At 70.0% G+C, this 24,424-nt stretch carries 25 protein-coding genes and 1 pseudogene; 16 read left to right on the forward strand and 10 right to left on the reverse strand.

The window, feature by feature from the left end; translation table 11 throughout:
• Window positions 1–231: 231 nt before the first annotated feature.
• A complete protein-coding gene (locus ACIGDI_RS26465; RefSeq protein WP_399901244.1) occupies window positions 232–2,112 on the reverse strand; it encodes an arabinofuranosidase catalytic domain-containing protein in 1,881 nt (626 codons plus the stop codon).
• 314 nt (window positions 2,113–2,426) lie between these two features.
• On the opposite strand from ACIGDI_RS26465, the gene ACIGDI_RS26470 reads away from it, so the two are divergent.
• Window positions 2,427–2,747 carry a DUF6191 domain-containing protein gene (locus ACIGDI_RS26470; RefSeq protein WP_399901247.1) on the forward strand — a complete coding sequence of 107 codons (321 nt, stop codon included), beginning with the start codon at window positions 2,427–2,429 and terminating at the stop codon, window positions 2,745–2,747.
• 169 nt (window positions 2,748–2,916) lie between these two features.
• Here the strand turns inward: ACIGDI_RS26470 and ACIGDI_RS26475 are convergent, their stop codons facing one another.
• The gene (locus ACIGDI_RS26475; RefSeq protein ID WP_399901250.1) at window positions 2,917–3,558 is read right to left on the reverse strand and encodes a hypothetical protein; all 642 of its coding nucleotides are present in this window, start codon (window positions 3,556–3,558) and stop codon (window positions 2,917–2,919) included.
• A 386-nt stretch (window positions 3,559–3,944) separates the two neighbouring features.
• Window positions 3,945–4,430: an NAD(P)H-dependent flavin oxidoreductase gene (locus ACIGDI_RS26480; protein ID WP_399901252.1), complete on the reverse strand. Its 486-nt coding sequence runs from the start codon at window positions 4,428–4,430 to the stop codon at window positions 3,945–3,947.
• A 195-nt stretch (window positions 4,431–4,625) separates the two neighbouring features.
• Between ACIGDI_RS26480 and ACIGDI_RS26485 the strand changes: the two genes are divergently transcribed.
• From ACIGDI_RS26485 to ACIGDI_RS26515, 7 genes are all read left to right on the forward strand, one after another.
• The gene (locus tag ACIGDI_RS26485) at window positions 4,626–5,609 is read left to right on the forward strand and encodes an aldo/keto reductase (RefSeq protein WP_399901255.1); all 984 of its coding nucleotides are present in this window, start codon (window positions 4,626–4,628) and stop codon (window positions 5,607–5,609) included.
• 47 nt (window positions 5,610–5,656) lie between these two features.
• Window positions 5,657–6,139, forward strand: a complete 483-nt coding sequence (locus tag ACIGDI_RS26490; RefSeq protein ID WP_399901258.1) for a hypothetical protein — start codon at window positions 5,657–5,659, stop codon at window positions 6,137–6,139.
• Between the two features lie 401 nt (window positions 6,140–6,540).
• A complete protein-coding gene (locus ACIGDI_RS26495) occupies window positions 6,541–7,302 on the forward strand; it encodes a DeoR/GlpR family DNA-binding transcription regulator (RefSeq protein WP_399901260.1) in 762 nt (253 codons plus the stop codon).
• A gap of 81 nt (window positions 7,303–7,383) precedes the next feature.
• The gene (locus ACIGDI_RS26500; protein ID WP_399901263.1) at window positions 7,384–8,742 is read left to right on the forward strand and encodes an ABC transporter substrate-binding protein; all 1,359 of its coding nucleotides are present in this window, start codon (window positions 7,384–7,386) and stop codon (window positions 8,740–8,742) included.
• Window positions 8,743–8,820: 78 nt separating this feature from the next.
• A complete protein-coding gene (locus ACIGDI_RS26505) occupies window positions 8,821–9,780 on the forward strand; it encodes a carbohydrate ABC transporter permease (protein ID WP_399901265.1) in 960 nt (319 codons plus the stop codon).
• Complete coding sequence (locus tag ACIGDI_RS26510) at window positions 9,777–10,664, forward strand: carbohydrate ABC transporter permease (protein ID WP_399901269.1); 888 nt, start codon at window positions 9,777–9,779, stop codon at window positions 10,662–10,664. Before ACIGDI_RS26505 ends, ACIGDI_RS26510 begins: the two co-directional genes overlap by 4 nt.
• Window positions 10,661–11,650 (forward strand): zinc-dependent alcohol dehydrogenase family protein, encoded by a 990-nt coding sequence (locus ACIGDI_RS26515; RefSeq protein WP_399901272.1) that lies wholly within the window; start codon window positions 10,661–10,663, stop codon window positions 11,648–11,650. Before ACIGDI_RS26510 ends, ACIGDI_RS26515 begins: the two co-directional genes overlap by 4 nt.
• A gap of 81 nt (window positions 11,651–11,731) precedes the next feature.
• On the opposite strand, the gene ACIGDI_RS26520 is transcribed toward ACIGDI_RS26515, so the two are convergent.
• Together ACIGDI_RS26520 and ACIGDI_RS26525 are read right to left on the reverse strand one after the other, a co-directional pair.
• On the reverse strand, window positions 11,732–12,193 hold the full coding sequence (locus ACIGDI_RS26520; protein ID WP_399901275.1) for a GNAT family N-acetyltransferase: 462 nt from the start codon (window positions 12,191–12,193) through the stop codon (window positions 11,732–11,734).
• A gap of 4 nt (window positions 12,194–12,197) precedes the next feature.
• Window positions 12,198–12,617: an arsenate reductase ArsC gene (locus ACIGDI_RS26525; protein ID WP_399901278.1), complete on the reverse strand. Its 420-nt coding sequence runs from the start codon at window positions 12,615–12,617 to the stop codon at window positions 12,198–12,200.
• A gap of 117 nt (window positions 12,618–12,734) precedes the next feature.
• On the opposite strand from ACIGDI_RS26525, the gene ACIGDI_RS26530 reads away from it, so the two are divergent.
• Together ACIGDI_RS26530 and arsB are read left to right on the forward strand one after the other, a co-directional pair.
• Entirely contained in the window at window positions 12,735–13,043 is a 309-nt protein-coding gene (locus ACIGDI_RS26530) for an ArsR/SmtB family transcription factor (RefSeq protein ID WP_399901281.1), read from the forward strand.
• A complete protein-coding gene (gene arsB, locus ACIGDI_RS26535) occupies window positions 13,040–14,146 on the forward strand; it encodes an ACR3 family arsenite efflux transporter (protein ID WP_399901284.1) in 1,107 nt (368 codons plus the stop codon). The genes ACIGDI_RS26530 and arsB overlap by 4 nt, the downstream gene beginning before the upstream one ends.
• Before the next feature lie 28 nt (window positions 14,147–14,174).
• Here the strand turns inward: arsB and ACIGDI_RS26540 are convergent, their stop codons facing one another.
• Complete coding sequence (locus ACIGDI_RS26540) at window positions 14,175–14,552, reverse strand: ArsR/SmtB family transcription factor (RefSeq protein WP_399901287.1); 378 nt, start codon at window positions 14,550–14,552, stop codon at window positions 14,175–14,177.
• A 153-nt stretch (window positions 14,553–14,705) separates the two neighbouring features.
• Here ACIGDI_RS26540 and ACIGDI_RS26545 point away from each other — a divergent pair, with 153 nt between their 5' ends.
• The 3 genes from ACIGDI_RS26545 to ACIGDI_RS26555 all read left to right on the forward strand — a co-directional run bounded on the left by ACIGDI_RS26545 (window position 14,706) and on the right by ACIGDI_RS26555 (window position 17,794).
• A complete protein-coding gene (locus ACIGDI_RS26545; RefSeq protein WP_399902225.1) occupies window positions 14,706–16,061 on the forward strand; it encodes an FAD-dependent oxidoreductase in 1,356 nt (451 codons plus the stop codon).
• A gap of 250 nt (window positions 16,062–16,311) precedes the next feature.
• Window positions 16,312–16,992: an SDR family NAD(P)-dependent oxidoreductase gene (locus tag ACIGDI_RS26550; RefSeq protein WP_399901290.1), complete on the forward strand. Its 681-nt coding sequence runs from the start codon at window positions 16,312–16,314 to the stop codon at window positions 16,990–16,992.
• A gap of 7 nt (window positions 16,993–16,999) precedes the next feature.
• Window positions 17,000–17,794, forward strand: a complete 795-nt coding sequence (locus ACIGDI_RS26555; protein WP_399901293.1) for a YqjF family protein — start codon at window positions 17,000–17,002, stop codon at window positions 17,792–17,794.
• 46 nt (window positions 17,795–17,840) lie between these two features.
• Here the strand turns inward: ACIGDI_RS26555 and ACIGDI_RS26560 are convergent, their stop codons facing one another.
• Entirely contained in the window at window positions 17,841–19,169 is a 1,329-nt protein-coding gene (locus tag ACIGDI_RS26560; protein ID WP_399901296.1) for a glycosyltransferase, read from the reverse strand.
• Between the two features lie 264 nt (window positions 19,170–19,433).
• On the opposite strand from ACIGDI_RS26560, the gene ACIGDI_RS26565 reads away from it, so the two are divergent.
• A complete protein-coding gene (locus tag ACIGDI_RS26565; protein ID WP_399902228.1) occupies window positions 19,434–21,248 on the forward strand; it encodes a glycosyltransferase in 1,815 nt (604 codons plus the stop codon).
• On the forward strand, window positions 21,248–21,424 hold the full coding sequence (locus ACIGDI_RS26570) for a hypothetical protein (protein ID WP_399901299.1): 177 nt from the start codon (window positions 21,248–21,250) through the stop codon (window positions 21,422–21,424). The genes ACIGDI_RS26565 and ACIGDI_RS26570 overlap by 1 nt, the downstream gene beginning before the upstream one ends.
• Before the next feature lie 58 nt (window positions 21,425–21,482).
• On the opposite strand, the gene ACIGDI_RS26575 is transcribed toward ACIGDI_RS26570, so the two are convergent.
• Both ACIGDI_RS26575 and ACIGDI_RS26580 read right to left on the reverse strand, forming a co-directional pair.
• The gene (locus ACIGDI_RS26575) at window positions 21,483–22,001 is read right to left on the reverse strand and encodes a DUF427 domain-containing protein (protein WP_399902231.1); all 519 of its coding nucleotides are present in this window, start codon (window positions 21,999–22,001) and stop codon (window positions 21,483–21,485) included.
• A pseudogene (locus ACIGDI_RS26580) lies at window positions 21,999–22,283 on the reverse strand (UBP-type zinc finger domain-containing protein); the annotation flags it as partial. The pseudogene ACIGDI_RS26580 and the gene ACIGDI_RS26575, both read right to left, overlap by 3 nt.
• Window positions 22,284–22,574: 291 nt before the next feature.
• Between ACIGDI_RS26580 and ACIGDI_RS26585 the strand changes: the two are divergent.
• Window positions 22,575–23,564 carry an aldo/keto reductase gene (locus ACIGDI_RS26585; protein ID WP_399901302.1) on the forward strand — a complete coding sequence of 330 codons (990 nt, stop codon included), beginning with the start codon at window positions 22,575–22,577 and terminating at the stop codon, window positions 23,562–23,564.
• 35 nt (window positions 23,565–23,599) lie between these two features.
• Here the strand turns inward: ACIGDI_RS26585 and ACIGDI_RS26590 are convergent, their stop codons facing one another.
• A complete protein-coding gene (locus ACIGDI_RS26590) occupies window positions 23,600–24,382 on the reverse strand; it encodes a helix-turn-helix domain-containing protein (RefSeq protein WP_399901304.1) in 783 nt (260 codons plus the stop codon).
• Window positions 24,383–24,424 lie beyond the last annotated feature (42 nt).

The raw sequence follows: 24,424 nt of genomic DNA on the forward strand, positions 1-24,424 counted from the left end.
GCCATGCATCCGCGTCAGCCCCGAGTAACAATCCGTCGGGGGTCGACACATAAATCAGCTCATTGCTTTTATGTCGCGCGCCGTGGTGGTTTCTGTTGACAGGTGAGGACTTCGCGGCCTGAGGCCACCGAGGGTGGGAACGGAGGCCGCCGAGGGTGGGTCGGCGGACCGGGTCGGTGGACACGGCCACCGGGCTCGCCGGCACCGTGCGGCGAGCCCTTTCCGTCCGGATCAGCTCAGACTGAACTTCTGGGCGGTGGCGCCGTTGCAGTCCCAGATCTGCAGGCGGGTGCCGTTGGCGGTGGCGCCGTTGGGGGAGTCGAGGCAGCGGCCGGACTGGGGGTTGAGGAGGGAGCCGTCGGCCTGCTGGACCCACTTCTGCCCGCCGACGCCGTTGCAGTCCCACAGTTCCACCTTGGTGCCGTTCGCCGTGCCGTTGCCCACGATGTCCAGGCAACGGTCCAGGGTGGAGAGAGAGTTGTCCGATCCGTGGGTCCAGTGCTGGTCCACGGCGTAGGACTGGCAGTCCCACAGCTGGACGGCGGCTCCGTTGGTGCCGGTGTCATCCGCTGCGACGTCGACGCACTTGCCGCCGGGGCCCGTGACGGTGCCGCCGCCGTTGACCGAGAACTTCTGGGCGGTGGCGCCGTTGCAGTCCCAGATCTGCAGGCGAGTGCCGTTGGCGGTGGCGCCGCTGGGGGAGTCGAGGCAGCGGCCGGACTGGGGGTTGCGCAGGGAACCGTCCGCCTGCTGCACCCACTTCTGCCCGCCGACGCCGTTGCAGTCCCACAGTTCGAGTTTGGCGCCGGCCGCCGTGCCGTTGTTCTCGATGTCCAGGCAACGCCCGAGGGTGGAGAGGGAGCCGTCGGGGTTGTGGGTCCAGTGCTGGTCCTCGGCGTAGGTCTGGCAGTCCCACAGCTGCACGGCCGCTCCGTCGGTGCCCGAGTCGTCGGCGGCCACGTCCATGCACTTGCCGCCCGGTCCGGTGACGGTGCCCTGGGGGCCGTTGGGTACGTCGGTCTCGCCGCTGTAGCCGACGGAGGTGATGTTGGCCTGTACGGCGTTCTCGGCGGCGTCGGTGGGATAGCCGGAGACCATGACGCCCTCGAAGAACGTGCCCCGGTTCCAGTTGCTGTTGTCGCCGCCGATGCCCAGGATGATGCCGCCCTCCTGGTGCATGGGCTGGTAGCCGCCCCGGGTGGGCAGTGCCCCGTCCCACCAGGTCGTCAGCCCGCCGGACTGGGAGTTGCCGCCCTTGAGCGCGTATCTGGTCTGCCCGTTGTTCTTCAGGACGGCGGTCACGAAGGTCGACTTGTTGCCCAGGTTGGCGGTGTTGGAGCCGTTGTCGCCCTGGAACATGCCGTTCTCCAGGTCCGCCTCGATCCACGGGCCGGTCCCGGTGCAGGGGGCGAAGTAGCAGGTGGTGGCGATGGATACGGCGTCCATGTGCCCGTTGCCGGTGTCGGCCGGGGTGCTTTCGGCGTTGCCGTAGTCGAAGCAGCAGGCGGAGCCGACATGGGTGCCGCTTGCCACCATGTAGGCGCCTTCGGGTTGGCCGTTGACGGCGACGCCGGAGGCGGCACCGGTGTAGCGGTAGCCGACGCCGGGCGAGACCCACAGGCCGTAGACCTTGTGGCCGCCCGCGCTGACGGAGATCTCGGAGGCGTCGGCGCCGCGGTCGGCGCCCGTGCCGGCGGTACCGGCGGGGCCGGGGGTGAGGTCGTTGTGGCGGCCGCTCTGGTCGTAGATCTTCGTGATGCGGCAGCCGCCGCTGTTGGCGCAGAAGGCGTCCTGCGCCCCCGCGTTGGCGTAACCGCCCTGCGCGAGCAGGCCGATGTCGCTGGTGGCCCCGTCGGAGACGCGAGTCACCTGGTAGAGCGGCCCGTTGTACGAGGACAGCAGGGCGCGGGTGACACTGTGCGCGGCCACGCACGGGGTGCCGGCCGCGGCGTAGATGTCGCACGGAAGCGAACCGGCTGCCTGGGAGGCGGCGGGGAAACCGAGCAGGACGCCGAGGGCGAGGACGAACGCGCTCAACGCGGAGGCCACGCACCGCCATGGTGCGCGCGCTGGGCCTTGGGAGAACCGCGGGACTGGTCTTGGCGAGCTCATGACATTCCGATGGGTGGCGTGCGGACCGTGCATGGAAAGTCCCTTCGACGCTCGACGAGTGGGGGTGGACGCACCGGTGGCATGACGGCGCGACTCTTCGATCGGCTCGCCGGGAACCTACGCAGGCTGTTGGAGAACGTCAATATTTGTTGCCTTTTTTGGTACAGACCAGCATTGGCGGCGCTCAGAGGCGGGGTCACGTGACTCACGACCAGTCAGGCGGCTGTTCCGGCCGGCGCCGTAGCAGCCGGTGAAGGGTGAGTTCATGCCGCCGGAGATTGACCGCCGGCACGGGGCGGCCCGGATACTGAGTCATGGGATTCGTCTTCTTCATGACTCTGCCCGGGCTGGTCGTCGTCCTGACGCTGCTGGCGTTCGCCGACCAGTTGATGCTGCGCGCGGGCCGGGCCGGCGTGCTGCCGTGGCGGAACAGCGTACGGCAGGGGCAGATATCGGCGACCGGGTTCGAGCAGCTGCACGCGAGTCTCTCGCCCGGCAAGCAGAACGAGTTGAAGGAGCGGCGGTCGGCGCTGGTCATGCCGGACAACGAGGATGACGGAGCTCCGCCGAACAGGACCACGGTCGATCTGGACGGAGGAACCGCGGTCGTCCGGATGCCTCGCCTCGATCGATGAGACAGCACTCCGAGCGGTACGGGGGGACACGGCCGCAGGCCCTACGGGTGGTGGGACCACGGTGGCCCACTCGACCAGGGTGCGGGTCTGGTCGAGTGCGGCAGTGCGTGGGCCTACCGCGCGGCACCGTGATCACATGTAAGCCGTCGTGGCGGCTTGTCGGCAGGGGTCAGGCAGGCTGCTGTTCCGCCGGCTCGTCCTGCTGGGCGGCCTCGGTGGCCTCCGGGGTGGTGTAGAAGACGGACCTGCCCTGCTTGGTGCGCTGTGCCTGGTTCTTGGCCACGAGTCCTTCGAGCGTGAGACGCACGATCTTGGCCTTGAACTCGCGCTCGGGATGCTGCTGTTCCAGTGAGGTCGCGATCTCGGCAGCGGAGCGGGGCTCGTTCAGTCCGGCCAGGTGATCGCGCACGAGATCCACGAGCTTGGTCGAGGGCGACTTTGCGGCCGGCGACGCGGCGGCCGTCTTCTTGCCGACCCGCTTACGGGCCGGGGCGGAGGACTTGCCGGCACGCGCCTGCTTGCCCGCGGCCGGCACGGCTGCTGTCTTCCGCTTGCGCGGAGCGGGGACCGCAGCGACGGCCTCCGGCTCCGGATTCAGCTCCGGCTCGGCGGGCGCCGCCGGGACTCCGAGAGCCTGCTGGATGTTCACCAGCACAGTCTGGTCCTGCTGCAGGGCGGACAACTGCCCCTGCAGTGCCTCGATCTCTCCCTGCACGCGCTCCTGCTCCTTGAGGTTGCGCTCAAGGTCGCCGGCCACCTGTGTGCTGTACTGCGAGGTCAACTCGGTGGTGTTGGTAGTGGTTTCGGACATGGTGCTCACACCCTTTCCCGGGCGCCACGGCCGGTGGGTAGCAGGCTGCGGCATGTGCGGAATTTCATGCGTGTGCTGTTCATCCTGATAGCCAGGTTTGCGGCAGCGGTTACTGCTGCACACCCGTGTCTTAGCGATAGTACGGAAGACATGCGCATTGTTCTCTACCGGATGGCTGAAATCCAACAAAAGGGAGTCCTGGCCGCCGTCGATGTGTGTAGCTGTGTACGCGCCGGACAACGAAGAACTCGCCCTGTACGAGGCCGAGTTGGGCATGCGGGCAAGCCTTGGTCTTCGCTTGTGGGTCGGACGACAGTTCGCCCGCTACATCCGCGCGCTGTCGGCAAAGAGCCCGGTCACACGGGTGATGACGTCATACGCCTCGTTCACGATCCGTTCCACCAGGTCACCCGCCGGTGCGATGTCGCGCACCAGTCCCTGTGACAGGCCGACGGACCAGATGCCCGCTTCGAGGTCGCCGTCCTCGAAGACCCGGTGCCCGCGCGCACCGACCACCAGCTGCTTATGTCGGGGAACGTGCCACCGTCCACAAGGATCCGAACAACTGTCTCGCTGACCGAGTTGCGGGCCACGCGAGCGGTGTTGCGCAGCTCGCGGAAGATGAGGTCGGTGTCGAGCTCGGTGGCTTCGACGATCCGGCGCCTGACCGCCTCGGCGACCGGCGCTTCCGTCGAGCACAGGAACCGGGTGCCCATGTTGACCCCGTCGGCGCCCAGCATGAGCGCGGCAGCCAGGCCGTCGCCGTCGCAGAAGCCGCCGGAGACGACGACGGGGACCGTCAGTGCGTCGGCGGCGGCAGGGATCAGTACCAGTCCGGGGACGTCGTCCTCGCCGGGGGGTGGCCCGCGCATTCGAATACATCGATCGAGACAGCTGCCACTCCTGGCCGTTCGGCCTTGACGGCGGGACAGGACTGAGGGGACAGACCCGCCGAGTCTCCCGCTCACGCAGGCACTGAGGAGACCGCACCTCACAAACCCCTTTGAGAGACATGCGGCCCACGGCAGGATGATCGCGGATCACCGGCCGTGGGGAAGGAGTGTGCCATGAGGCGGAACCGGCTCGGAAAGAGCGGCGTGCAGGTCACGGAACTGGGCTTCGGGGGAGGTCCGCTCGGCGGCCTGTTCGCCCCGCTGGACGACGAGACCGCCGCGCGGGCTCTCGAGGCTGCCTGGGACAGCGGAATCCGCTACTTCGACACCTCTCCCCACTACGGGATCGGACACTCCGAACGCCGCATCGGCGGGTTACTTCGCGACAAGCCACGGGCGGAGGCGACCCTGTCGACGAAGGTCGGCAGGCTGCTGGTCCCACAGGATCCGGCGGGCCGTATGGACGAGGCCTTCGCGGTGCCCGCCACACACCGTCGAGTGTGGGACTTCTCGCGGGACGGTGTGCTGCGCAGCGTGGAGGACTCGCTCGAACGGATGGGCGTGGCCCGTATCGACCTGCTGCTTCTGCATGACGCGGAGGAGCACTTCGAAGACGCGCTCAGCGAGGGCTTGCCGGCCCTCGCCGAGCTGCGCGCCCACGGCGTGGTGGGCGCGATCGGCGCGGGCATGTACCACCCCGGCAAGCTGACCCGGCTGGTCCAGGAGTCGGACGTCGATGTGGTGATGCTGTCCGGCCGGTACACGCTGTTGGACCAGAGCGCCCTGGACGAGCTGCTGCCCGCATGCGTGGATCGAGGCGTCTCCGTCCTCGCAGCCTCGATCTTCAACTCCGGCCTGCTCGCCACGGCCCGCCCCTCGGAGGGAGCCACCTTCGACTACGCTCCCGCCGCGCCCCGGATGATCGAGCGCGCCCACCGCATCGCCGACGTCTGCGAGGCACACGGCGTGACCCTCCCGGCACTGGCGATGACCTTCCCCCTCCTGCACCCGGCCGTCTCGGGAATCGTGGTCGGCATGCGCACCGCGGAGGAAGTACGCCGCAACATCGCCGCGTTCGCCACGGAGATCCCGAACCCCATCTGGGACGACCTACGAGCCGAAGGACTGCTCGACGAGCGGGCCCCGGTGCGGGCCTGACGAACGGTGACAGTGGAAAGACGCGAAGCCGACAGGGAGGGCTCGGAGTGGGTTACGAATTGCAGGCGGTGATCGCGAAAGACGAGTTGCTGCGGGCCGCGTCGCGGGAGGTTCCTGGAGCCCTGGTGGTGTCTCTTCGCCAGGGCCTGGCACTGATGCCGATGACCGCCGAGGTCTTCGACGCCGTCACGGACGGCAGCGAAGGAGGTGCCCTGGGGTTCTGGCGACTGCCGGGCGGTTTCGACAAAGTGCTGGCCCAGTGGTCCGTCACGGCACCGGTCGCGTACGCGGAGGCCGAGTACTTCGGGGGAGTCGGCGAGCAACGAGCCGCTGTCTGGGCCGACGGGACCCTCGCACGGGGACCGCTGGATGAGCCTGCGAAGACGCGCTTCTCGCGAGCAGTCAGCCCCATCTCCCAAGCCCTGCATCAGCTGGGCGCACGAGCCGGTCTCGGCGAGGACGAGTTCGAGGCCGTGGGCCTGGACCGCCACCGCGGCAACGATGGGTGGGTCTCCGCAGGTGCCGTGTAGTCCGTAGGCCTGCCGATCAACGTAAGTCTTCGTCATCCGCGGCATGCGGGTCCGCCCCGGGCGCGTCCGTGAGGGCGGGGGAGCTTGTCCTCCGGTGACCGGATTTCCCCGCCCGCATCGCCGCCGCCCGTCCTGATCCAACCGGAAACGGGCACCCGACGGGCACGCATCAGTCCGTGAGCAGTCACCCATCGCCCTTTGTCCGACGCGCTCCACCCCGGCGAGCAGGGAATCCGTGCTCCGATAAGCGGTCACATTCGGTCACGAACTTCGTGACGACGAACCTGGTCAGTAGCCGCTGTCCCCTTGTAGAAATTTGGCCACCAGAGCCCGAACGGGACGGGCTCCGGAGTCAGCCCACTCGGGCACACCATGCGGAGCCGTGGAACGGAGGTGTCGCCGTGGACACCGAGGAACGAAGACGTGGAATTCTGGAGACGGCACGCCGTGACGGATCCGTCGACGTCGGGCAGCTCGCCGTCGAGCTGCAGGTCTCCAAGGAGACCGTGAGGCGAGACCTCAACGCTCTGGAGAGGCACGGACTGGTGCGGCGCACGCACGGCGGCGCGCATCCCGTGGAGAGCGCGGGCTTCGAGACCACGCTCGCCTTCCGAACCACCATGCACGTCCCCGAGAAGTCCCGGATCGCGGCCGCCGCGGTCGCACTCCTCGGCGACGCCGAAACCGTCTACATCGACGAGGGCTACACCCCGCAGCTCATCGCCGCCGCCCTTCCCCGCGACCGGCCACTGACCGTGGTCACCGCCTCGCTGTCCACCGCCGGCGCCCTGGCAGCCGCCGAGAACATCAACGTCCTGCTGCTCGGCGGCCGGGTGCGCGGCGGAACGCTGGCCACCGTCGACCACTGGGCCACCCGCATGCTGTCCGGCTTCGCCATCGACCTGGCGTACGTCGGCGCGAACGGCATCTCCCGCGAGTACGGACTCACCACTCCCGACCCCGCGGTCGGCGCCCTGAAGGCCGAGGTCATGCGGGTCGCCAAACGCCGGGTGTTCTCCGGCGTCCACACCAAGTTCGGTGCCGTCAGCTTCTGCCGTTTCGCGCAGGTCACCGACTTCGAGGCCATCGTCACCGACACGGGACTGCACAGTTCCGAGGCCCGCCGCTACGCACTGCTGGGCCCTCAGGTCGTCCAGGCCTGACCCGCAGTCCACCTCTCACACACCCCACCCGCAAGGCCCGGGCCTGGTTCGCCATGCCCTCGAACACCCCTGGAGTCAGTCATGCGTACACGGAGAATGATCCAACTTCTCGCCACGGCCTCGGCCGCCGGCTCACTGCTGGTCGCCTGCAGCGGCGCGGGTGGTTCGTCGAGCTCGGGCGGCGGCGGCAAGAGCATCAACGTGCTGATGGTCGGCAACCCGCAGATGGAGGACATCCAGAAGCTGACCAAGAGCACGTTCACCAAGGACACCGGTATCAAGGTGAACTTCACGGTCCTGCCGGAGAACGAGCTGCGTGACAAGGTCACCCAGGACATCGCCACCCAGGCCGGCCAGTACGACGTCGCCACCATCGGCGCCTACGAGGTACCGATCTGGACCAAGAACGGCTGGCTGCACGAACTGGGCTCCTACGCCGACAAGGACACGGCCTTCGACAAGGCCGACCTGCTCAAGCCGATCGTCACCTCCCTCTCCGGCGCCGACGGCAAGCTGTACGCCCTCCCGTTCTACGGCGAGTCGTCGTTCCTCATGTACAACAAGGACGTCATGAAGGCGAAGGGCGTCACGGTGCCCGAGCATCCGACCTGGCAGCAGATAGCCGACATCGCGGCCAAGGTCGACGGCGCCGAGCCCGGCATGCGGGGCATCTGCCTGCGCGGTCTGGCCGGTTGGGGCGAACTCGGCGCACCGCTGACCACCATGGTCAACACCTTCGGCGGCACCTGGTTCACCAAGGACTGGAAGGCCCAGGTCGACAGCCCCGCCTTCAAGAAGGCCACCAACTTCTACGTGGACCTGGTCAAGAAGCACGGTGAGGCCGGCGCGGCGCAGTCCGGCTTCACCGAGTGCCTCAACGCCATGAGCCAGAAGAAGGTCGCCATGTGGTACGACGCCACCAGCGCCGCCGGATCACTGGAAGACCCCGCCTCCAGCAAGATCGCCGGTCACGTCGGTTACGCCTACGCCCCGACCGCCCAGACCAAGAGCAGTGGCTGGCTGTGGAGTTGGGCCTGGGCCATGCCCAAGACCACCAAGAACGCGGACGCCGCGGCGAAGTTCATGCTGTGGGCGTCCAGCAAGAAGTACGAGAACCTGGTCGGCGAGAAGCTCGGCTGGGCCCGGGTTCCTTCCGGCAAGCGGGCCAGCACGTACGCCATTCCGCAGTACCAGAAGGCCGCCGGGTCGTTCGGTGACATCACGCTGAAGTCGATCGAGGGTGCCGACCCGGCCAACCCGGGCGTCCAGCCGCGCCCGACGGTCGGCGTCCAGTACGTGGCCATCCCGGAGTTCCAGGACCTGGGCACGAAGGTCACCCAGGAGATCTCCGCCGCCATCGCCGGCAAGACCAGCGTGGACAAGGCACTGAACGACGGCCAGAAGCTCGCCGCGGACGTCGCGAAGAACTACCAGAAGTGACCTTGACCGCCCGGCCGGCCCTCCCCCCGGCCGGGCACCGCTTCCCCCACCGCGGCCGTCCCGGCAGAGGAACCCTCCATGACCACGCTCACCGCCCCACCCAAGACAGCTTCGCCCCCCGTCCGCCCACGCACGTCCCAGGGTGCCGGCGCCTGGAAGCGCCGCTTCCCGCTGCTACCGGCGTTGATCTTCACGATCATCGTGACCCAACTGCCCTTCGTGGCCACGCTCGTGATCTCCACCCTCCAGTGGAACATCCTCAAGCCGGGCGAGCGGCACTTCGTGGGCCTGTCCAACTTCAAGTTCGTCTTCACCGATGAGCGACTGCGCACCGCGGTCCTCAACACCGTCGTCCTCACCGCGTCGGTGGTGCTCATCAGCGTGGTCCTGGGCCTCGGTCTGGCCATGCTGCTGGACCGGCGGTTCGTCGGCCGGGGCCTGGCACGGACGATGCTCATCGCGCCGTTCCTGGTCATGCCGGTCGCGGCGGCACTGCTGTGGAAGCACGCCATCTACAACCCCGACTACGGCCTGCTCAACGGCACCCTGAACGCCGTATGGCGACTGTTCGGAGCCGCCAACGGCCCCACGGTCGACTGGGTTTCGTCGTACCCCATGCCCGCCGTCGTGATCTCCCTGGTCTGGCAGTGGACACCGTTCATGATGCTGATCCTGCTGGCCGGTCTGCAGGCCCAGCCCGGTGACGTGCTCGAAGCGGCCCGCATGGACGGGGCGTCGGCGATGCAGACCTTCCGCCACATCACACTGCCGCACCTGCGTCAGTACATCGAACTGGGCGTCCTGCTCGGCACCATCTACGTCGTGCAGACCTTCGACGCGGTCTACACGATCACCCAGGGCGGCCCCGGCTCCCAGACCACCAACCTGCCCTACGAGATCTACCTGACCATGTTCCGCAAATACGAGTACGGCCAAGCCGCGGCCGCCGGCGTGGTCGTCGTCCTCGGCTCGATCGTGATCGCGACCTTCGCACTGCGCACCATCGCGTCCCTGTTCCGCGAGGAGGTGTCCCGATGACCGCTCACGCGGCAGTCGCCGCCCCCGGGGCGAGGCTGAAGAAACTCGTCCGCCGCGGCGACGACCACGGCGGTGCGCCGAAGCTGTCCCCGCTGTGGACCTTCGTGGCCTGGCTGGCCACGCTGGCGTTCTTCGCACCGGTGGCCTGGATGGTGCTCACCTCCTTCCACCAGGAGGCGGACGCGGCCACCAACCCGCCCAGCCTCCTGGCCCCCCTCACCTTCGACCAGTACAAGCTGCTGTTCAGCCGCGACATCACCCCGTTCCTTCTCAACTCGGCCATGGCCAGCGTCATTTCGACCCTGCTGGTGCTCGCCCTGGCGGTGCCGACGGCCTACGCGTTGTCCATCAAGCCGGTGAGGAAGTGGACGGACGTGATGTTCTTCTTCCTGTCCACCAAGTTCCTGCCGGCCATCGCGGCCCTGCTGCCGGTGTACCTGATCGTCAAGGACGCGGGGATGCTCGACAACGTCTGGACACTGATCGTCCTCTACACCGCCATGAACCTCCCCATCGCGGTGTGGATGATGCGCTCCTTCCTCGCCGAGGTCCCCAAGGAGATCCTGGAGGCCGCCGAGGTGGACGGCGCCAACCTGCTCACCGTGCTGTGGCGGGTCGTCGCGCCGGTCGCCATGCCCGGGCTCGCCGCCACCGCGCTGATCTGCTTCATCTTCAGCTGGAACGAGTTCATGTTCGCGGTCAACCTCACCGCGACCAACGCCTCCACCGCTCCGGTCTTCCTGGTCGGCTTCATCACCAGCGAAGGCCTCTTCCTCGCCCGGCTCTGCGCCGCCGCCACGCTGGTGTCCCTGCCCGTGCTCATCGCCGGTTTCGCCGCCCAGGACAAACTGGTCCGCGGCCTGTCCCTAGGAGCAGTCAAGTGAAAGCCGCCGTCATCGAAGCCCCCGGCCAGGTCACCGTCACCACGATGCCCGACCCCACCCCCGGGCCGCGCGAAGTCGTGGTCGACGTGGCGGCCTGCGGACTGTGCGGAACCGATCTGCACATCCTGCAGGGGGAGTTCGCGCCGACCCTCCCCGTGGTGCCGGGTCACGAGTTCGCCGGCGAGGTCGTCGGCCTCGGCAGCGAGGTCACCGAACTCGCCCTCGGCGACCGGGTCGCCGTGGACCCCTCGCTGTACTGCAACGAGTGCCGCTACTGCCGGGCCGGCCGCAACAACCTCTGCGACCGCTGGCAGGCGATCGGCGTGACCGTGGCGGGAGGCGCCGCCGAGTACGCGGTGGCACCCGTCGCCAACTGCGTACGGCTGCCCGACCACGTGGACGTCCAGGACGCTGCCCTGATCGAACCGCTGTCCTGCGCCGTGCGCGGCTACGACGTCCTCAACAGCAGACTCGGCGCGCACGTCCTGATCTACGGCAGTGGGACGATGGGCCTGATGATGCTGGAGCTCGCCAAGCGCACCGGCGCCGCCTCGGTGGATGTCGTCGACCTCAACCCGGAGCGACTGGCGACCGCCGAGAAGCTGGGCTGTTCCCAAGCGGCCCTCTCCGCCGACGAGTTGGGACGGCCGGCCGGCTGGGACGTGGTCGTCGACGCCACCGGCAACGCCGCCGCCATCCAGGACGGCCTGGAGCGCGTCGCCAAGGCCGGCACCTTCCTGCAGTTCGGCGTCTCGGACTACGCGACGACGGCCACCATCTCGCCGTACCGCATCTACAACCAGGAAATCACCATCACCGGTTCCATGGCCGTCCTGCACAGCTACGAGCGGGCGGCGGAACTCTTCGCGACGGGAGTACTCGATCCCCAGATCTTCATCAGCCACCGCCTGCCCCTGACCCAATACCCGCAGGCGCTGGATCAGTTCGCGGCGGGCCAGGGACGCAAGATCGTCGTACTGCCGTAGCCGACACTTCGACGGCGTGCGCCATTCTTCGCGCACGCCGTCGCAGAACCCGGTCGCCTCCGAGTGAGACCGACCCGGCCGTCAGTTCGGGATTCTGCGCAGGTACTGGGTGAGGGTTCGACCAGGGATCGACCCGGACGGCACGCGGCCGACGGGGACGCCTCCCATGGCCTCGTAGAAAGGCTCGGCGTTGGGGTCCGCATCGATGGTGAACCGGGTGAACCCCAGTGCCTGTGCAGTCTCCAGCACATGAGTGAACAGCAGCCGGCCGATGCCCTGCCCGATCGCGTCGGGATCGACGAACATCATGCCCAGGACACCCTGGGGCGGCTCGCCCTCGAAGGTCGTGAAGCCCACGATGCCGCCGTGTCGCTCCGCAACAGCCGTGCGACGGGCGGCGAGTTCCGGCCCTGTGAGCGTGAGTTCCTCGCGACACGACGCAAGGAACTCGGGGTCGTACCCCCAGTGGGCCTTCGAGCGAAGCGCCAGATCGGACAGTAAGGTCGCTTCCTCTTCCCGGGCGGCCCGGATGGAGACCGTCACGAGGTCACGCCTCCTGCTTCGTGTCGATCTCGCCGATCAGCGCCTCGATGCGCTTCCGGATCTCGTCGCGGATGGGGCGTACGGCCTCGACGCCCTTGCCCGCCGGGTCCTCCAAGGCCCAGTCGAGGTACGTCTTGCCGGGGAAGACCGGGCAGGCGTCACCGCAGCCCATGGTGATGACGTAGTCGGACGCCTGGACGGCCTCCGTGGTGAGGATCTTCGGCGTGGCCGCGGAGATGTCGACGCCGACCTCCCGCATGGCCTCGACCGCGGCCGGGTTGACCTGGTCGCCGGGGACGGAGCCGGCGGAGCGGACCTCGATCCGGTCGCCCGCGAGGTGGTCGAGGAATCCGGCGGCCATCTGTGAACGTCCGGCGTTGTGGACGCAGACGAACAGCACGGAGGCGAGCGGGCTGGAGGACATCGTTCTTCCTTCGTCAGTGGACCAGGAGCGCACGCGGGGCCGGATGATGTGGCGATCAGAGGTCGATGGATCAGTGCTGGCTGGTATCAGTTCAGAATGATGTGACAGTATCAGCCCATGATGACGCCGGTCGACACCGATCTGATGCGGGTTCTCGCGGACCCGCTCCGCCTGCGGATCGTCACCCTGCTGGCGCGGGAGACGCTCTGCAGCACCCACCTCATCGAGGAGACCGGTGCGAAGCAGACCAATCTCTCCAACCACCTGAGAGTGCTGCGCGAGGCCGGGGTCGTGGAGACCGAACCGTGCGGCCGGTACCTGTACTACAGGCTGCGCCCTGACGTCATCGCCTCGCTCGCCGGCCAGTTCGCCGAACTGGCCGAGTCCGCTCGCCGCGCCGCCGACAACAAGAGGGCCTGCCCGTGACCCGCACAGAGACCACGACTGCCGGGGATTCGTCGGTCGTCGCGAAACTGTCGACGCTCGACCGTTTCCTCGCCGTCTGGATCCTGGCCGCCATGGCCGCCGGCCTCGGTCTCGGCCGGGCGGTCCCCGGCCTGAACGACGCCCTCGCCGAGGTCGAGATCGGCGGCGTCTCCCTGCCGATCGCCCTCGGGCTCCTGGTCATGATGTACCCGGTCCTGGCCAAGGTCCGCTACGACAGGCTCGACGCCGTCACCGGCGACAGGCGGCTCATGATCTCGTCGCTGGTCATCAACTGGCTGATCGGCCCGGCCGTGATGTTCGCGCTGGCGTGGATCTTCCTGCCGGACCTTCCCGAGTACCGCACGGGCCTGATCGTCGTCGGGCTCGCCCGCTGCATCGCGATGGTCATCATCTGGAACGACCTCGCATGCGGTGACCGCGAGGCAGCCGCCGTCCTCGTCGCGCTCAACTCCGTCTTCCAGGTCCTCGCGTTCGGCCTGCTCGGCTGGTTCTACCTCGAACTGCTGCCCGGCTGGCTGGGATTGGGCGACGGCCGGCATCTGGACATCTCCATGGGGAAGATCGCCCTGAACGTCGTCATCTTCCTCGGTGTCCCGCTGCTGGCCGGGTTCCTCACCCGCCGCATCGGCGAAAGGAAGCTGGGCCGCGAAGGGTACGAGTCGCGTTTCCTGCCGAGGATCGGCCCCTGGGCGCTGTACGGCCTGCTGTTCACGATCGTCGTGCTCTTCGCCCTGCAAGGAAAGACGATCACTTCGCGCCCCCTGGACGTGGCCCGCATCGCCCTGCCACTGCTGGCCTACTTCGCGATCATGTGGTTCGGCGCCTTCGCCCTGGGCAAGGCCATCGGCCTGGCCTACGACCGCACCGCCACCCTCGCCTTCACCGCCGCAGGCAACAACTTCGAGCTGGCGATCGCGGTCGCCATCGCCACCTTCGGCGTCACTTCCGGCCAGGCGCTGTCCGGCGTCGTCGGCCCGCTGATCGAGGTTCCTGTCCTGGTCGCGCTCGTCTACGTCTCTCTCGCCTGGCGGCACAGGTTCGCGGCCGGGCAGAGGCTCACGCTCGCCCCGCAGGAGGGCTGACGGTCACCCGGCGCGCACGGCCTCCCGCTCATGCCGCGGACGGCGGAATGGCCAGCAGCCTGCCCATGGTGGCCAGGACGGACGGCTCGACCCGGTAGTAGACCCAGGTGCCGCGCCGTTCGGAACTGAGCAGACCGGCGTCCTTGAGCTTCTTCAGGTGGTGGGACACCGTCGGCTGTGAGACGCCGACGTCGGAGATGTCGCACACGCACGCCTCGCCGCCCTCGTGCGAGGCGACCGCGGAGAACAGCCTCAGCCGCACCGGATCACCGAGGGCCTTGAACATGCGGGCGGCCGTCTCCGCTTCGTCCGCGGTGAACGGGCGCTCGGTGAGGGGAGGGCAGCACGGCGCCGCCTCCTCGCCGGCGGCGGGTTCCAGCAGCGGCAGCGCCTTGGTGTTCGACATGCATCTATGTTGACACATGTCGAACCAGCGATGCTGATTAGATGAATGTCTATGTTGACGTTCGTCGAATCAGTTGGCATGCTGGCCGTGTACTCATCGACGAATGTCGAAGCAAAGGGGAATCCCGTGGCTGTGCCCATCAGCAGTGTGCCCATGACCGAGCAGCCGCCCGTCGTGGTCGTCGGCGCCGGCCCCATCGGCCTGGCCGCCGCCGCCCACCTCGTCGAGCGTGGCATCGAGCCGCTGGTCCTGGAGGCCGGACCCTCCGCCGGCACCGCCGTACGGGCCTGGGCGCATATCCGGCTGTTCTCGCCGTGGGCCGAGATCACCGATCCCGCCGCCGAGAAGCTGCTCGCCCCGGCCGGCTGGACCCGCCCCGACGGAGCCGCGTATCCGACCGGCGGCGACTGGGCCGAGAAGTACCTGCAGCCGCTCGCCGACGTCCTGGGGGACAGGGTCCGCTACGGCACCACGGTCACCGGCGTCGCCCGCGCGGGCCGTGACCGCACCGTCGACTCCGGCCGCGACGAGCAGCCTTTCGTCGTGCACGTTCGCACCGTGGACGGCCGCGAGGAGCGGATCACCGCCCGCGGCGTCCTCGACGCCTCCGGCACCTGGTCCACCCCCGGACCGATGGGCGCGGACGGACTGCCCGCCCTCGGCGAGAAGGCCGCCGCCGACCGGATCTCCTACCGCGTCCCCGACCTGAGCGACCCGTCCGTGCGCGCCCGGTACGTCGGCAAGCGGACCGCCGTCGTCGGCTCGGGCGCCTCGGCGTTCACCGCGCTCGCCCATCTCGCCGACCTGGCGGAGGAGGACCACGCCACGCACGCGGTGTGGATCCTCCGGCGCGGCATCGGCGCGGACACCTACGGCGGCGGCGAGGCCGACCAGCTCCCCGCGCGCGGCGCCCTCGGGCTGCGGGCCAAGGCCGCCGTCGACAAGGGACACGCCGGCGCGGCCACGGGCTTCCGCATCGAGGCCGTCGAGCGCGCCACCGACGACCGCCTGGTCCTGGTCGCCGAGGACGGCCGCCGCCTCGACCCGGTCGACGAGGTGATCGTCCTGACCGGCTTCCGCCCCGACCTGTCGTTCCTCTCCGAGATCCGCCTGGGCCTCGACGAGCGCCTCCAGGCCCCGACCGCGCTCGCCCCGCTGATCGACCCGAACGTCCACTCCTGCGGCACCGTCTACCCGCACGGTGTCAACGAGCTCTCCCATCCCGAGCAGGGCGTCTACCTGGTCGGCATGAAGTCCTACGGCCGTGCCCCCACGTTCCTCGCGATGACCGGGTACGAGCAGGTCCGCTCCGTCACCGCCGCCATCGCCGGCGACCGCGAGGCCGCCGAACGCGTCGAGTTGACCCTGCCGGAGACCGGCGTATGCGGTGGCGCGGGCCTGTTCGACGACCCCGACGCCGCCCAGGGCGGCGAAGGCGGCGGATGCTGCGGCGCCCCGGCCACGTTCCAGATCGGCCTCGGCTCCCCGGCCGCCTCCGGCGGCTGCTGACCCGCCACGCCCCCGCCGGCGGGACCGCGACCGGGACAGCAGACCGGCCACGGCCCCGCGCCGCCACAAAGGACCTGCGGGAACTCACGGAGGTAGGGGCCGTCGCCCGCCAATAACGCGGAGACGCGATTTGACGTTCTCGGCGTGCCACCGGCTGCATCCGGCCGGCGGCCGACCGGCGAAGCCAGACACGTAGTGGCAGGTCGTCGGCGGAATCGGGAGGCGGGGCATGGACCTACGAGGTGCACGGATGCTGGTGCCCGGTGCCGGCGGGGAGATCGGGGCGGCGCTCGCCGTCCGCCTGCACTCTCTCGGCGCCCGCATCGCACTGGCCGGTCGTGACCGCGAGGCCCTCACGCGTGTCTCGGCGGCCTGCGAGCAAGCTCCCACCTGCACCTTCGACGCCTGGGACGTCGACTCCTGTGCGAAGACCGTCGACTGGGCGGCGGCGGAGCTGGGCGGCCTGGACGGTGTCGTCGTGAGCGTCGGCGTTGCCGCCTTCGGGCCGGTCGGGGAGGTGGAGGACGCGGTCTCCGAGCATCTGATGGCGGCGAACGCCCTGGCCCCCATGGCGTTCCTGCGGGCCGCCGCGGACCGGGTGTCCGAAGGCGGTGTCCTCGCCGCCGTCACCGGGATCGTGGCCGAGGCGGCACCCGCCCGGATGGCGGACTACGCCGCCGCCAAGGCAGCGCTGGCCACCTGGCTGACAGCGGTCCGCCGCGAGCAACGGCGCAGGGGCGTGACCGTGCTGGAGATCAACCTGCCGCACATGGACACGGGCTTCGCCGCGCGCGCCGTCGTCGGCGAAGTGCCGCCGCTGCCGCGGGGACTGGCCGTCCAGGAGGGTGTGGACGCGATCGTGGAGGCGCTGTCCACGGGGGCGAGACTGGTCCGCCCCGGCTCCGGTGCGGCGCTCGAAGTGGTGCGGTAGGGCGGGCATGCCGAGAAGACGTCTCGCGTACAGCCCGCCGTCCCACCGCGCCATGCCCGCGGAGGCGTTGACACCGCTGGCGCCCCGTCCGGTGCGGCGCGTGCTGTTCCGGCAGCGCTGGCGTGACCTGGTGTTCCTGCACTGGCCCGCCGACCCGTTCGAGGTGGCGCGGTTGCTGCCGGCCGGTACCGTGCCCGACCTGTATCAGGGCCGGACGTACGTCGGCCTGGTCTTCTTCCGCATGGACGACCTCGCCTTCGGCCGGACCCCGGCCCTGCCGTACCTGGGCAGCTTCGGCGAGGTCAACGTCCGGCTGTACAGCCGCGACCATTCGGGCCGGCGCGGGGTGGTGTTCCGTTCCCTCGACTGCGACCGGCTGCTGCCCGTACTGACGGCGCGTGGCGCTTTCGGGCTGCCCTACCGGTGGTCCCGCATCAGCGGCCAATGGTTCGACAACCGACTGCTCTACAGCACGAATCGGCGCCGGGGTGCGCGCGCGGGGGCACGGGTGTGGCTGGACGTGGAGGACGAGCCGGTGGCGGCCGGCCCGCTGGAGGAGTTCCTCACCCAGCGGTGGGGGTTGCACGAGCGGTTCCTCGGGCGCACCTACTACCTGCCCAACACGCACCCCGCCTGGTCCTTCCGCAAGTGCACCCTGCTGGACCGGGAGGACGACCTGGTCGCTGCGGCGGGCCTGTCGAGGCCGCGGGGCCAGCCCGTGAGCGTTCTGTACGCTCCCGGGCTCCCGGTGCGGTTCGGTACGCCGGTGCCTCTGCCCGCGTCCGGCACGCCGTTGGGCTGAGCTGCCGCCGGGCGTGTGTCTGCTGCGGCGGCCGGGATCAGTACGCCTACGCCTGCCGACTCATGGCGGCCAGCAGCTCACCGGCCGCCCATCGTGGCCCTCGCCGCCGTACCGAAGCGGCCAGTTCGGGCATGCGCGGGCTCACGGTGTGCCACAGCGTCTTCAGCGCTGGTGGGATGTCGTTGGGCGACAGCGCGTTCGGGTCGAGCACCACACCGGCGCCCGCGCGCTCGGCGTCCCGGGCCACGGAGAACTGGTCGCTGGAGAACGGCAGCACCACAGCGGGCACGCCCGCCCGCAGGCACTCGGTGAAGGAGTTGCTGCCACCGTGGTGCACCATCGCGTCCACATGCTCGAGCAGCGCGCGCTGCGGCACCGAAGCCACGACCACGACCCGTTCGCCGGCGAGATCGGCCAGCGCGGCGGCCCGCTCTCCGGCCGCGACCACGACCGACACGTCCGGCATGCCCTCGAGCAGCCCCGTGACGACTGTGCGCAGAACGTCGTCACGGGCGGACAGGAACGTACCGAGCGCGACGAGCACGACCCGCTCTCCACTCGTACGCAGCATGTTCAGGCGCGCGTCCCACTTCTCGCCGAGGGGTTCCGCGGCGGCGGCCATGTGCCCGGCGAACAGGCGGGCCGGCCCCGGCGGAGGCGTCGGCAGCCACGGGAACGCCGGGTAGGCGTAGACGACTGCGTGCGGCGAACTGAGGGCGAAGGCCCTGCCCGGAGCTGGCCGGGAGGGAGCGTGTCGCCGGGCGAAGGCCGCGAACAGATCGGTGAAGGCCTCGTCGTTCTCCCGTGCCGCGGCCCGCAGTTCCCGCAGACGGTCCGTGTCGGGGCGCAGAGCGTCGGGCCAGGCGGAGGGGACGCCGAAGTAGGCGTCGGGGCCGGAGAGCACGTAGCTGGGATGTCCGGGGCAGAAGGTCGCGTAGGGCAGGCCCAGGCAGTGCAGGGCCAGGGTGACCGGGTAGCTGAGCTGGTCCACGACGTACCAGCCGGGCCGTAGCCGCCGGTCGGCCGAGCGCAGCGCGTCGAGCACGCCCTCCGGGTCGGCCAGCATGTCCGCGCGGCGGTGGCGGGCCTGGGCCAGCAGCGCCGACACGGCACCTTCCCGGGTGGCGTCGAGGAACTCCACGAGCCGGGCCGCCTCCTGCGCGTCCTGCTCGGTCGCCTCGGCCACGCCGGTGTTGGCGTTGCGCGTCACGGACAGCGGCTCGAAGCCCACCCCCGCCTCCCGGGCCAGGTGCTCGAACGCCGGAGCACAGGCGAAGTACACGTCCGCACCGTGCAGACGCAGGGCACCGGCCAGGACCGACAGCGGCCTGGCGTGGGACATGAACGGGGGACTGACGACAATGACACGCGGCATGCGATCCCCTCGGCCAGACATCTTCCGCCCGCTGTCCATCGAAGCGGCGCCTGCGCATCGTAGGCACGTTCCGGCAGGTCGGACGCTGTGGGGATCAGCACGGCAGGCAGGTGCATCCAGAAGGCCGACGCCCCGGGAACCACAGAGGTCAGCGCCGTCCCTGAGACAGGAGAACCCGTGGCCGGCACCGCTTTCGCATCCCCCTCGGCGGCTCATGACCCCGGACGGTCGGGAGGAGTCGGCCCCGGGGACCGTGACCCCTTGGTGGCCGCCCGAACCGCGTTCTTCAACGGCTCCGGCTGGACCGCACATCTCGCCGAGCCGAGACTCGACAGACACCTGCCGGGCACGGCGGGCGAACTGGCGAGGCTGTTGGAGGCCGAATACGGGCTGCGGCCCCGCGCCGTGCCGCCCGGCGACGGGCCCGGGGTCGACCGCCGGGACAAGGCCGTGGCGGGACTGCGCCGCGCGGCCCGCCTGGGGGTACCGCTGACCCCGGAGGCCCTGCTCGCCCATCGTGAGGGCGACCCGCGGCTCATGGCCGTCCTGAGGGAACTGTGGCCGGAAACCGTGCGCTGGCACGGCCCCCGGCACGCCGAGGAGGTGCTGCGCGAGTTGCTCGGCGAGTCCGGCGACGGACCTGCCGCGGGCCGCCTGCTGGACCTCGCGGTGGCCGCCGGCCTGCATCCCCTCACCCCGGCCGAGGGCGCGTCGCTCGCCCACACCAGCGGCCACCGGGTCGTACGCCACTCCGCGTGGCGGTACCTGCATCAGCTCCCCGGCGGCCCGGCTCACCTGCCCGACCCTTCCCGAGCCGAAGACGCCTACGAGCGGCTCCTGCTGGCCCCGCCGGTGCCCGCGCTCGGCCCGAAGGGGGATGACCCTGCGGGCCGGCTGGTCGCCCAGAGCATGCTGCTGGGTGGACTGGACACTCCGGGGCAGGGGCTGAGCGGTGGACTGGCGGTGCTGCTGGGCGGGCTCGGCGACCGGCTGGCCGTGACCGACGGGATAGCAGGCGTGATCACGGTGGTGACGGCCGGGCACGAGGACCTGGCGGCCGACGACTGCCTCGCCCACGAACGCGCGCCCGGCCATTGGGTGCTAAGGCTTCCCGTGGACGCCCCAGCGGCCCCGGCGCAGCCGGAGATGCACCATCACCGCCCCGCACTCACCTGGTGGGCGGCCCGCCTGCTCGGCGGAATGCCACGGCCCTTGGACGTCCTGCACGTCAGGTACGCCGACGACGGCAGCCTGGCGCTCGCCGACGCCGCCGAGCGCCTGGGCGCCGCGCTGGTCTTCACGGCCACGCCCGACCCGCATCGCGGGCTCGCCGAGCGCCATGCCGCGAGTGATCCGGCCGACCCGGCGGCGGCGGACGCCCTTCGGCAGGATCTGCACCGGGTGTTCGTGGCCGACCGGCTCGTCGAGCGCGCGGACACGGTCGTCGGTATCCCCGGACGCGGCGGTACACGGGAACTCGTGCGCCACTTCCCCGGCCTTGCCCGGCTCAACGGGGGAACCGGACCCAGCGCGCCGCCCGAGGGCATCGCTCCCTACCGGCCCTCGCGCGACGAGGACGCCCGGCGCCGCGAGGTGCTGGAGCGGCTCTACCGGGACGGGACCCGCCCCGACGCCCTGGATCCCCGGGACCGTGAACTGCCCGTGCTGCTGTGCGTGGGCCGGCTGCACCCGGTCAAGCAGCAGGACCTCCTGGTCCGGGCCTGGCTGGCGACGGACGCCTGGCGCACCACGACCCTGGTCCTCGTCGGCGGCAGCCCCGGCGCCGGCACGGCCGTCGAGGACGACATCCGCCGCCGCATCGACACACTGCTCGCGGCATACCCGCAGGCCGCCGCACGCCTGGCCCTGCTGCCCGCCTTGCCGAACACCGAAATACGCCGCCTGCAGCGTGCCCTGAGGCACCGCACGGCCGACGCCTGCTGCTGGTACGTGTGCCCGAGCGCGAAGGAGGAGTTCGGGATCGCGGTACTGGAGGCGATGGACGCGGGCCTTCCCGTCGCCGGCCCCGCCGCGGTGGCGTCGCGCACTACCTTCGCGACCAGGTCAACGGCATCCTGATGGACACCTCCGGCCAGGCGGGACTGATGCGGGGTCTACGGCGTATCGCGGCCACCTCCGCCGACGACCGACGCTGCTACGCGGCCGCGGGCAGGAGGCTGGTCGCCGAACGGTTCTCCGTGGCACGCATGGCGGACGAGCTGGCCGCCGAGTACGCCGCCGTGCGCACGCGCTGACCGGCGGGGCACGAAGGACATTGCTCGAACAATGTCCTTCGTGCCCGCGGGCGGGACTTCACCACATCAAGGTGCCCGGCCCGCCCTTGAACGGTCCCCGCACCTCCGAGGTGATCCAGCCGCCGTAGAAGTCGCCCTCCTGCGCCGTGACGACCTCGCCCGCGACCGTGCAGTGGTCCATGCGACTCGGATAGAAGGCGAGGAAGTCGGTGAGGGCCGCGTAGTCGGGCTCGGGACGGGGATAACTCCAGGCGGCCCGAGTGCGTACCTCGTCTCCCACGACGACGTCCCAGTACCGGGCCGAACCCTTCCACTCGCACCAGGTGCGGCCCGACACCGCTGGGAGGAGAAGCTCCGTGCGGACGTCCGCCGGAGGGATGTAGAAGACCGGGGGATGACTGGTCTCCAGCACCTGGAGTGCCCTGCGGGTGTCCGCCACCACCTGGCCCGCGCATTCGACGCGCACGTGGCGGTCGTCCTGGCGTACGGCGGGCGGCCGCGGGTAGTCCCAAACCGACTCGGGCGGTCGCGGGGCCGAGCGTGGCGTCGGTCCTTCCGGCAGCGGATCCAGGTACACCTCGTCCTCGTAGCACCAGGCCCACTCCCGGCCGGGGGCCAGAGAGCGTGCGACCGGGTGTCCGCCGGAGTCGAAGTGCGCCGTGGCGTGAGCGCCGGGAGAGCTGTCGCTGCAACCCACATGACCGCAGGTCAGGCAGAGCAGCAGGTCGGCCGGCGCACGTCCGCGCGCCGCGCAGGCCTGGCATGTCTCACTCAGCGGCGTCGGGTCGGCCGGCCAGGTGTGGGAACAGGGCTTCCCCTGGGGCCGCCCGCCGTCGGGCCGGGGCACCCACTTCGTCATCGGTGATCACCGGCCGGTGAAGTCGCTGTCGCGTACTGTCGGCACCACCGCGCCCTGGCCAACGCCCTGCTGCTCACGATCTCTCCTCCACCGCGCCGATCCTCACCTCTGACTTCGCCCCGACACCGCACCCGAGATGCAGGCCCCGCGTATGTGTTTCGCGGCAGGCGTCGCGCGTATGGCTCTCTGCCCTTCTGCCGGTGTTCCCGAGGCTGGACTTGCCATGGAGTGCGCTCCAAGTCATAGCGTCGAGCATGACGAACGAGTGCGCAGGAAAGGCTGGGAGACGACATGCAGAAGCGTAGTCTGCGGGAATTGCAGGTATCGGCCATCGGCCTGGGGTGCATGGGCATGTCCGCCTTCTACGGGTCCACCGACGAGGAGGAGGGCATCGCGACCATCCGGCACGCCCTCGACCTCGGAGTGGACTTCCTCGACACCGCGCAGATGTACGGGCCGCTCACCAACGAGTCCCTCGTCGGCAAGGCGATCCGGGGGCATCGTGACGAGTACGTGATCGCGACGAAGTTCAACTACCGGATGGACGACGCAGTGCCGGGCGACATCAGCACGGTCGGCCCGCAGGACGGCTCGGCGGAGCACGTCCGCAGCTCCGTCCACGGCTCCCTGAAGCGGCTGGGGACCGATCACATCGACCTGTACTACCAGCACCGGGTCGACCCGAACGTGCCCATCGAGGAGACGGTCGGCGCGCTGGGCGAGCTGGTCGCCGAGGGCAAGGTGCGCCACATCGGGCTGAGTGAGGCGAGCGCGCAGACCATCCGGCGCGCGCACGCCGTGCACCCGGTCACGGCTGTGCAGAGCGAGTACTCGCTGTGGTCGCGGGACGTGGAGGCCGAGGTGCTGCCCGCCTGCCGGGAGCTGGGCATCGGCTTCGTGCCGTACTCGCCGCTCGGCCGTGGCTTCCTCGCCGGACGGTTCTCCTCGCCGGACGAGCTGGACGCCAACGACTGGCGCCGCCAGAACCCTCGCTTCCAGGACGCCAACCTGGACGCGAACCTGCGGCTGGCGGCGAAGGTGAAGGAGATCGCCGCCGAGAAGGACGTGACGCCGGCTCAGCTGGCCATCGCGTGGGTGCTGGCACAGGGCGAGGACCTGGTGCCGATCCCGGGCACCAAGCGCCGCACCTACCTGGAGCAGAACGCCGCCGCTGTCGACATCGTCCTGACGAAGGACGAACTGGCTCGCATCGACGCGGAGCTGCCCGAGGCTTCGGGTGAGCGCTACGACGAGGCGGGCATGCGCTCCGTCAACCGGTAGGCGAAGGACGCCGCCCCCGGTGCACGCGCCCCACATCAGCCTCCCGAGCGCCTCACGGCACGTGGTGAGGCGCCCAGTTCCCGGTGGCAGGTCTTGTTGAACGCCTGCAGGTCGGGGATTCCGACGGTCGCGGCGATCGCCGGGATGGCGAGCGTCGAGGCGATCAGGAGGTGCCGGGCGCGTTCCATCCGGCGGCGCCGGATGTAGCCGATGACGGTGAGTCCGGTGTCCTTGCGGAACAGGCGGGTGAGCTGGGTGTGGGAGATCCCGGCGGCACGGGCGATGTCCGGGACGCTCAGCTGCTCCGCCAGATGCTGCTCGATGTGGGCCATGGCCGTCCGCAGCGCGGGATGCCGGGCTCCCTCCCCGTCACCGGAGGTGCGGGCCAGAGTGGTCAGGCGCCACAGTACGGTCCACAGTTCCGCCGCGGCGCGGGTGGGGGAGTGGGAGCCCGCCGCCACCGTCTGCCGCAGCATCGCGGTGAGCATCGCCGCGTCCGATCCCGCGTCCTGCATCGCCGGGACCTGGCGCCGCTCTCCGTCTCCGGGCAGTGCGAAGTGGGCGTACAGGTGCTGGGCGGGCGTCCGGTCGTAGTGGAAGTGGACCTCCGTGGCCGGCGGTACGAGGCTGATGTGTCCAGGGCGGATCGGATGCCGGAAGCCGTCGAACTCCAAGGTGCCGGAGTAGGTGTACAGGTGCAGCTGCCACAGGTGCGGCAGCCGGAACACATCGTGCGGCCCGGCGTGCCCATGGATGCCCACCCCGGCGTTCTCCACGTGCGGAGGCAGACCGAGGGTCAGCTCCACGGAGTGCGTCATGGCGGAAAATTACCAGTGATCGCCGATTACAGCCCACGACCG

Origin of the sequence: Streptomyces sp. NPDC085900 (assembly GCF_044540925.1) — a bacterium.
GTDB classification, from domain to species: Bacteria; Actinomycetota; Actinomycetes; order Streptomycetales; family Streptomycetaceae; genus Streptomyces; species Streptomyces gilvifuscus.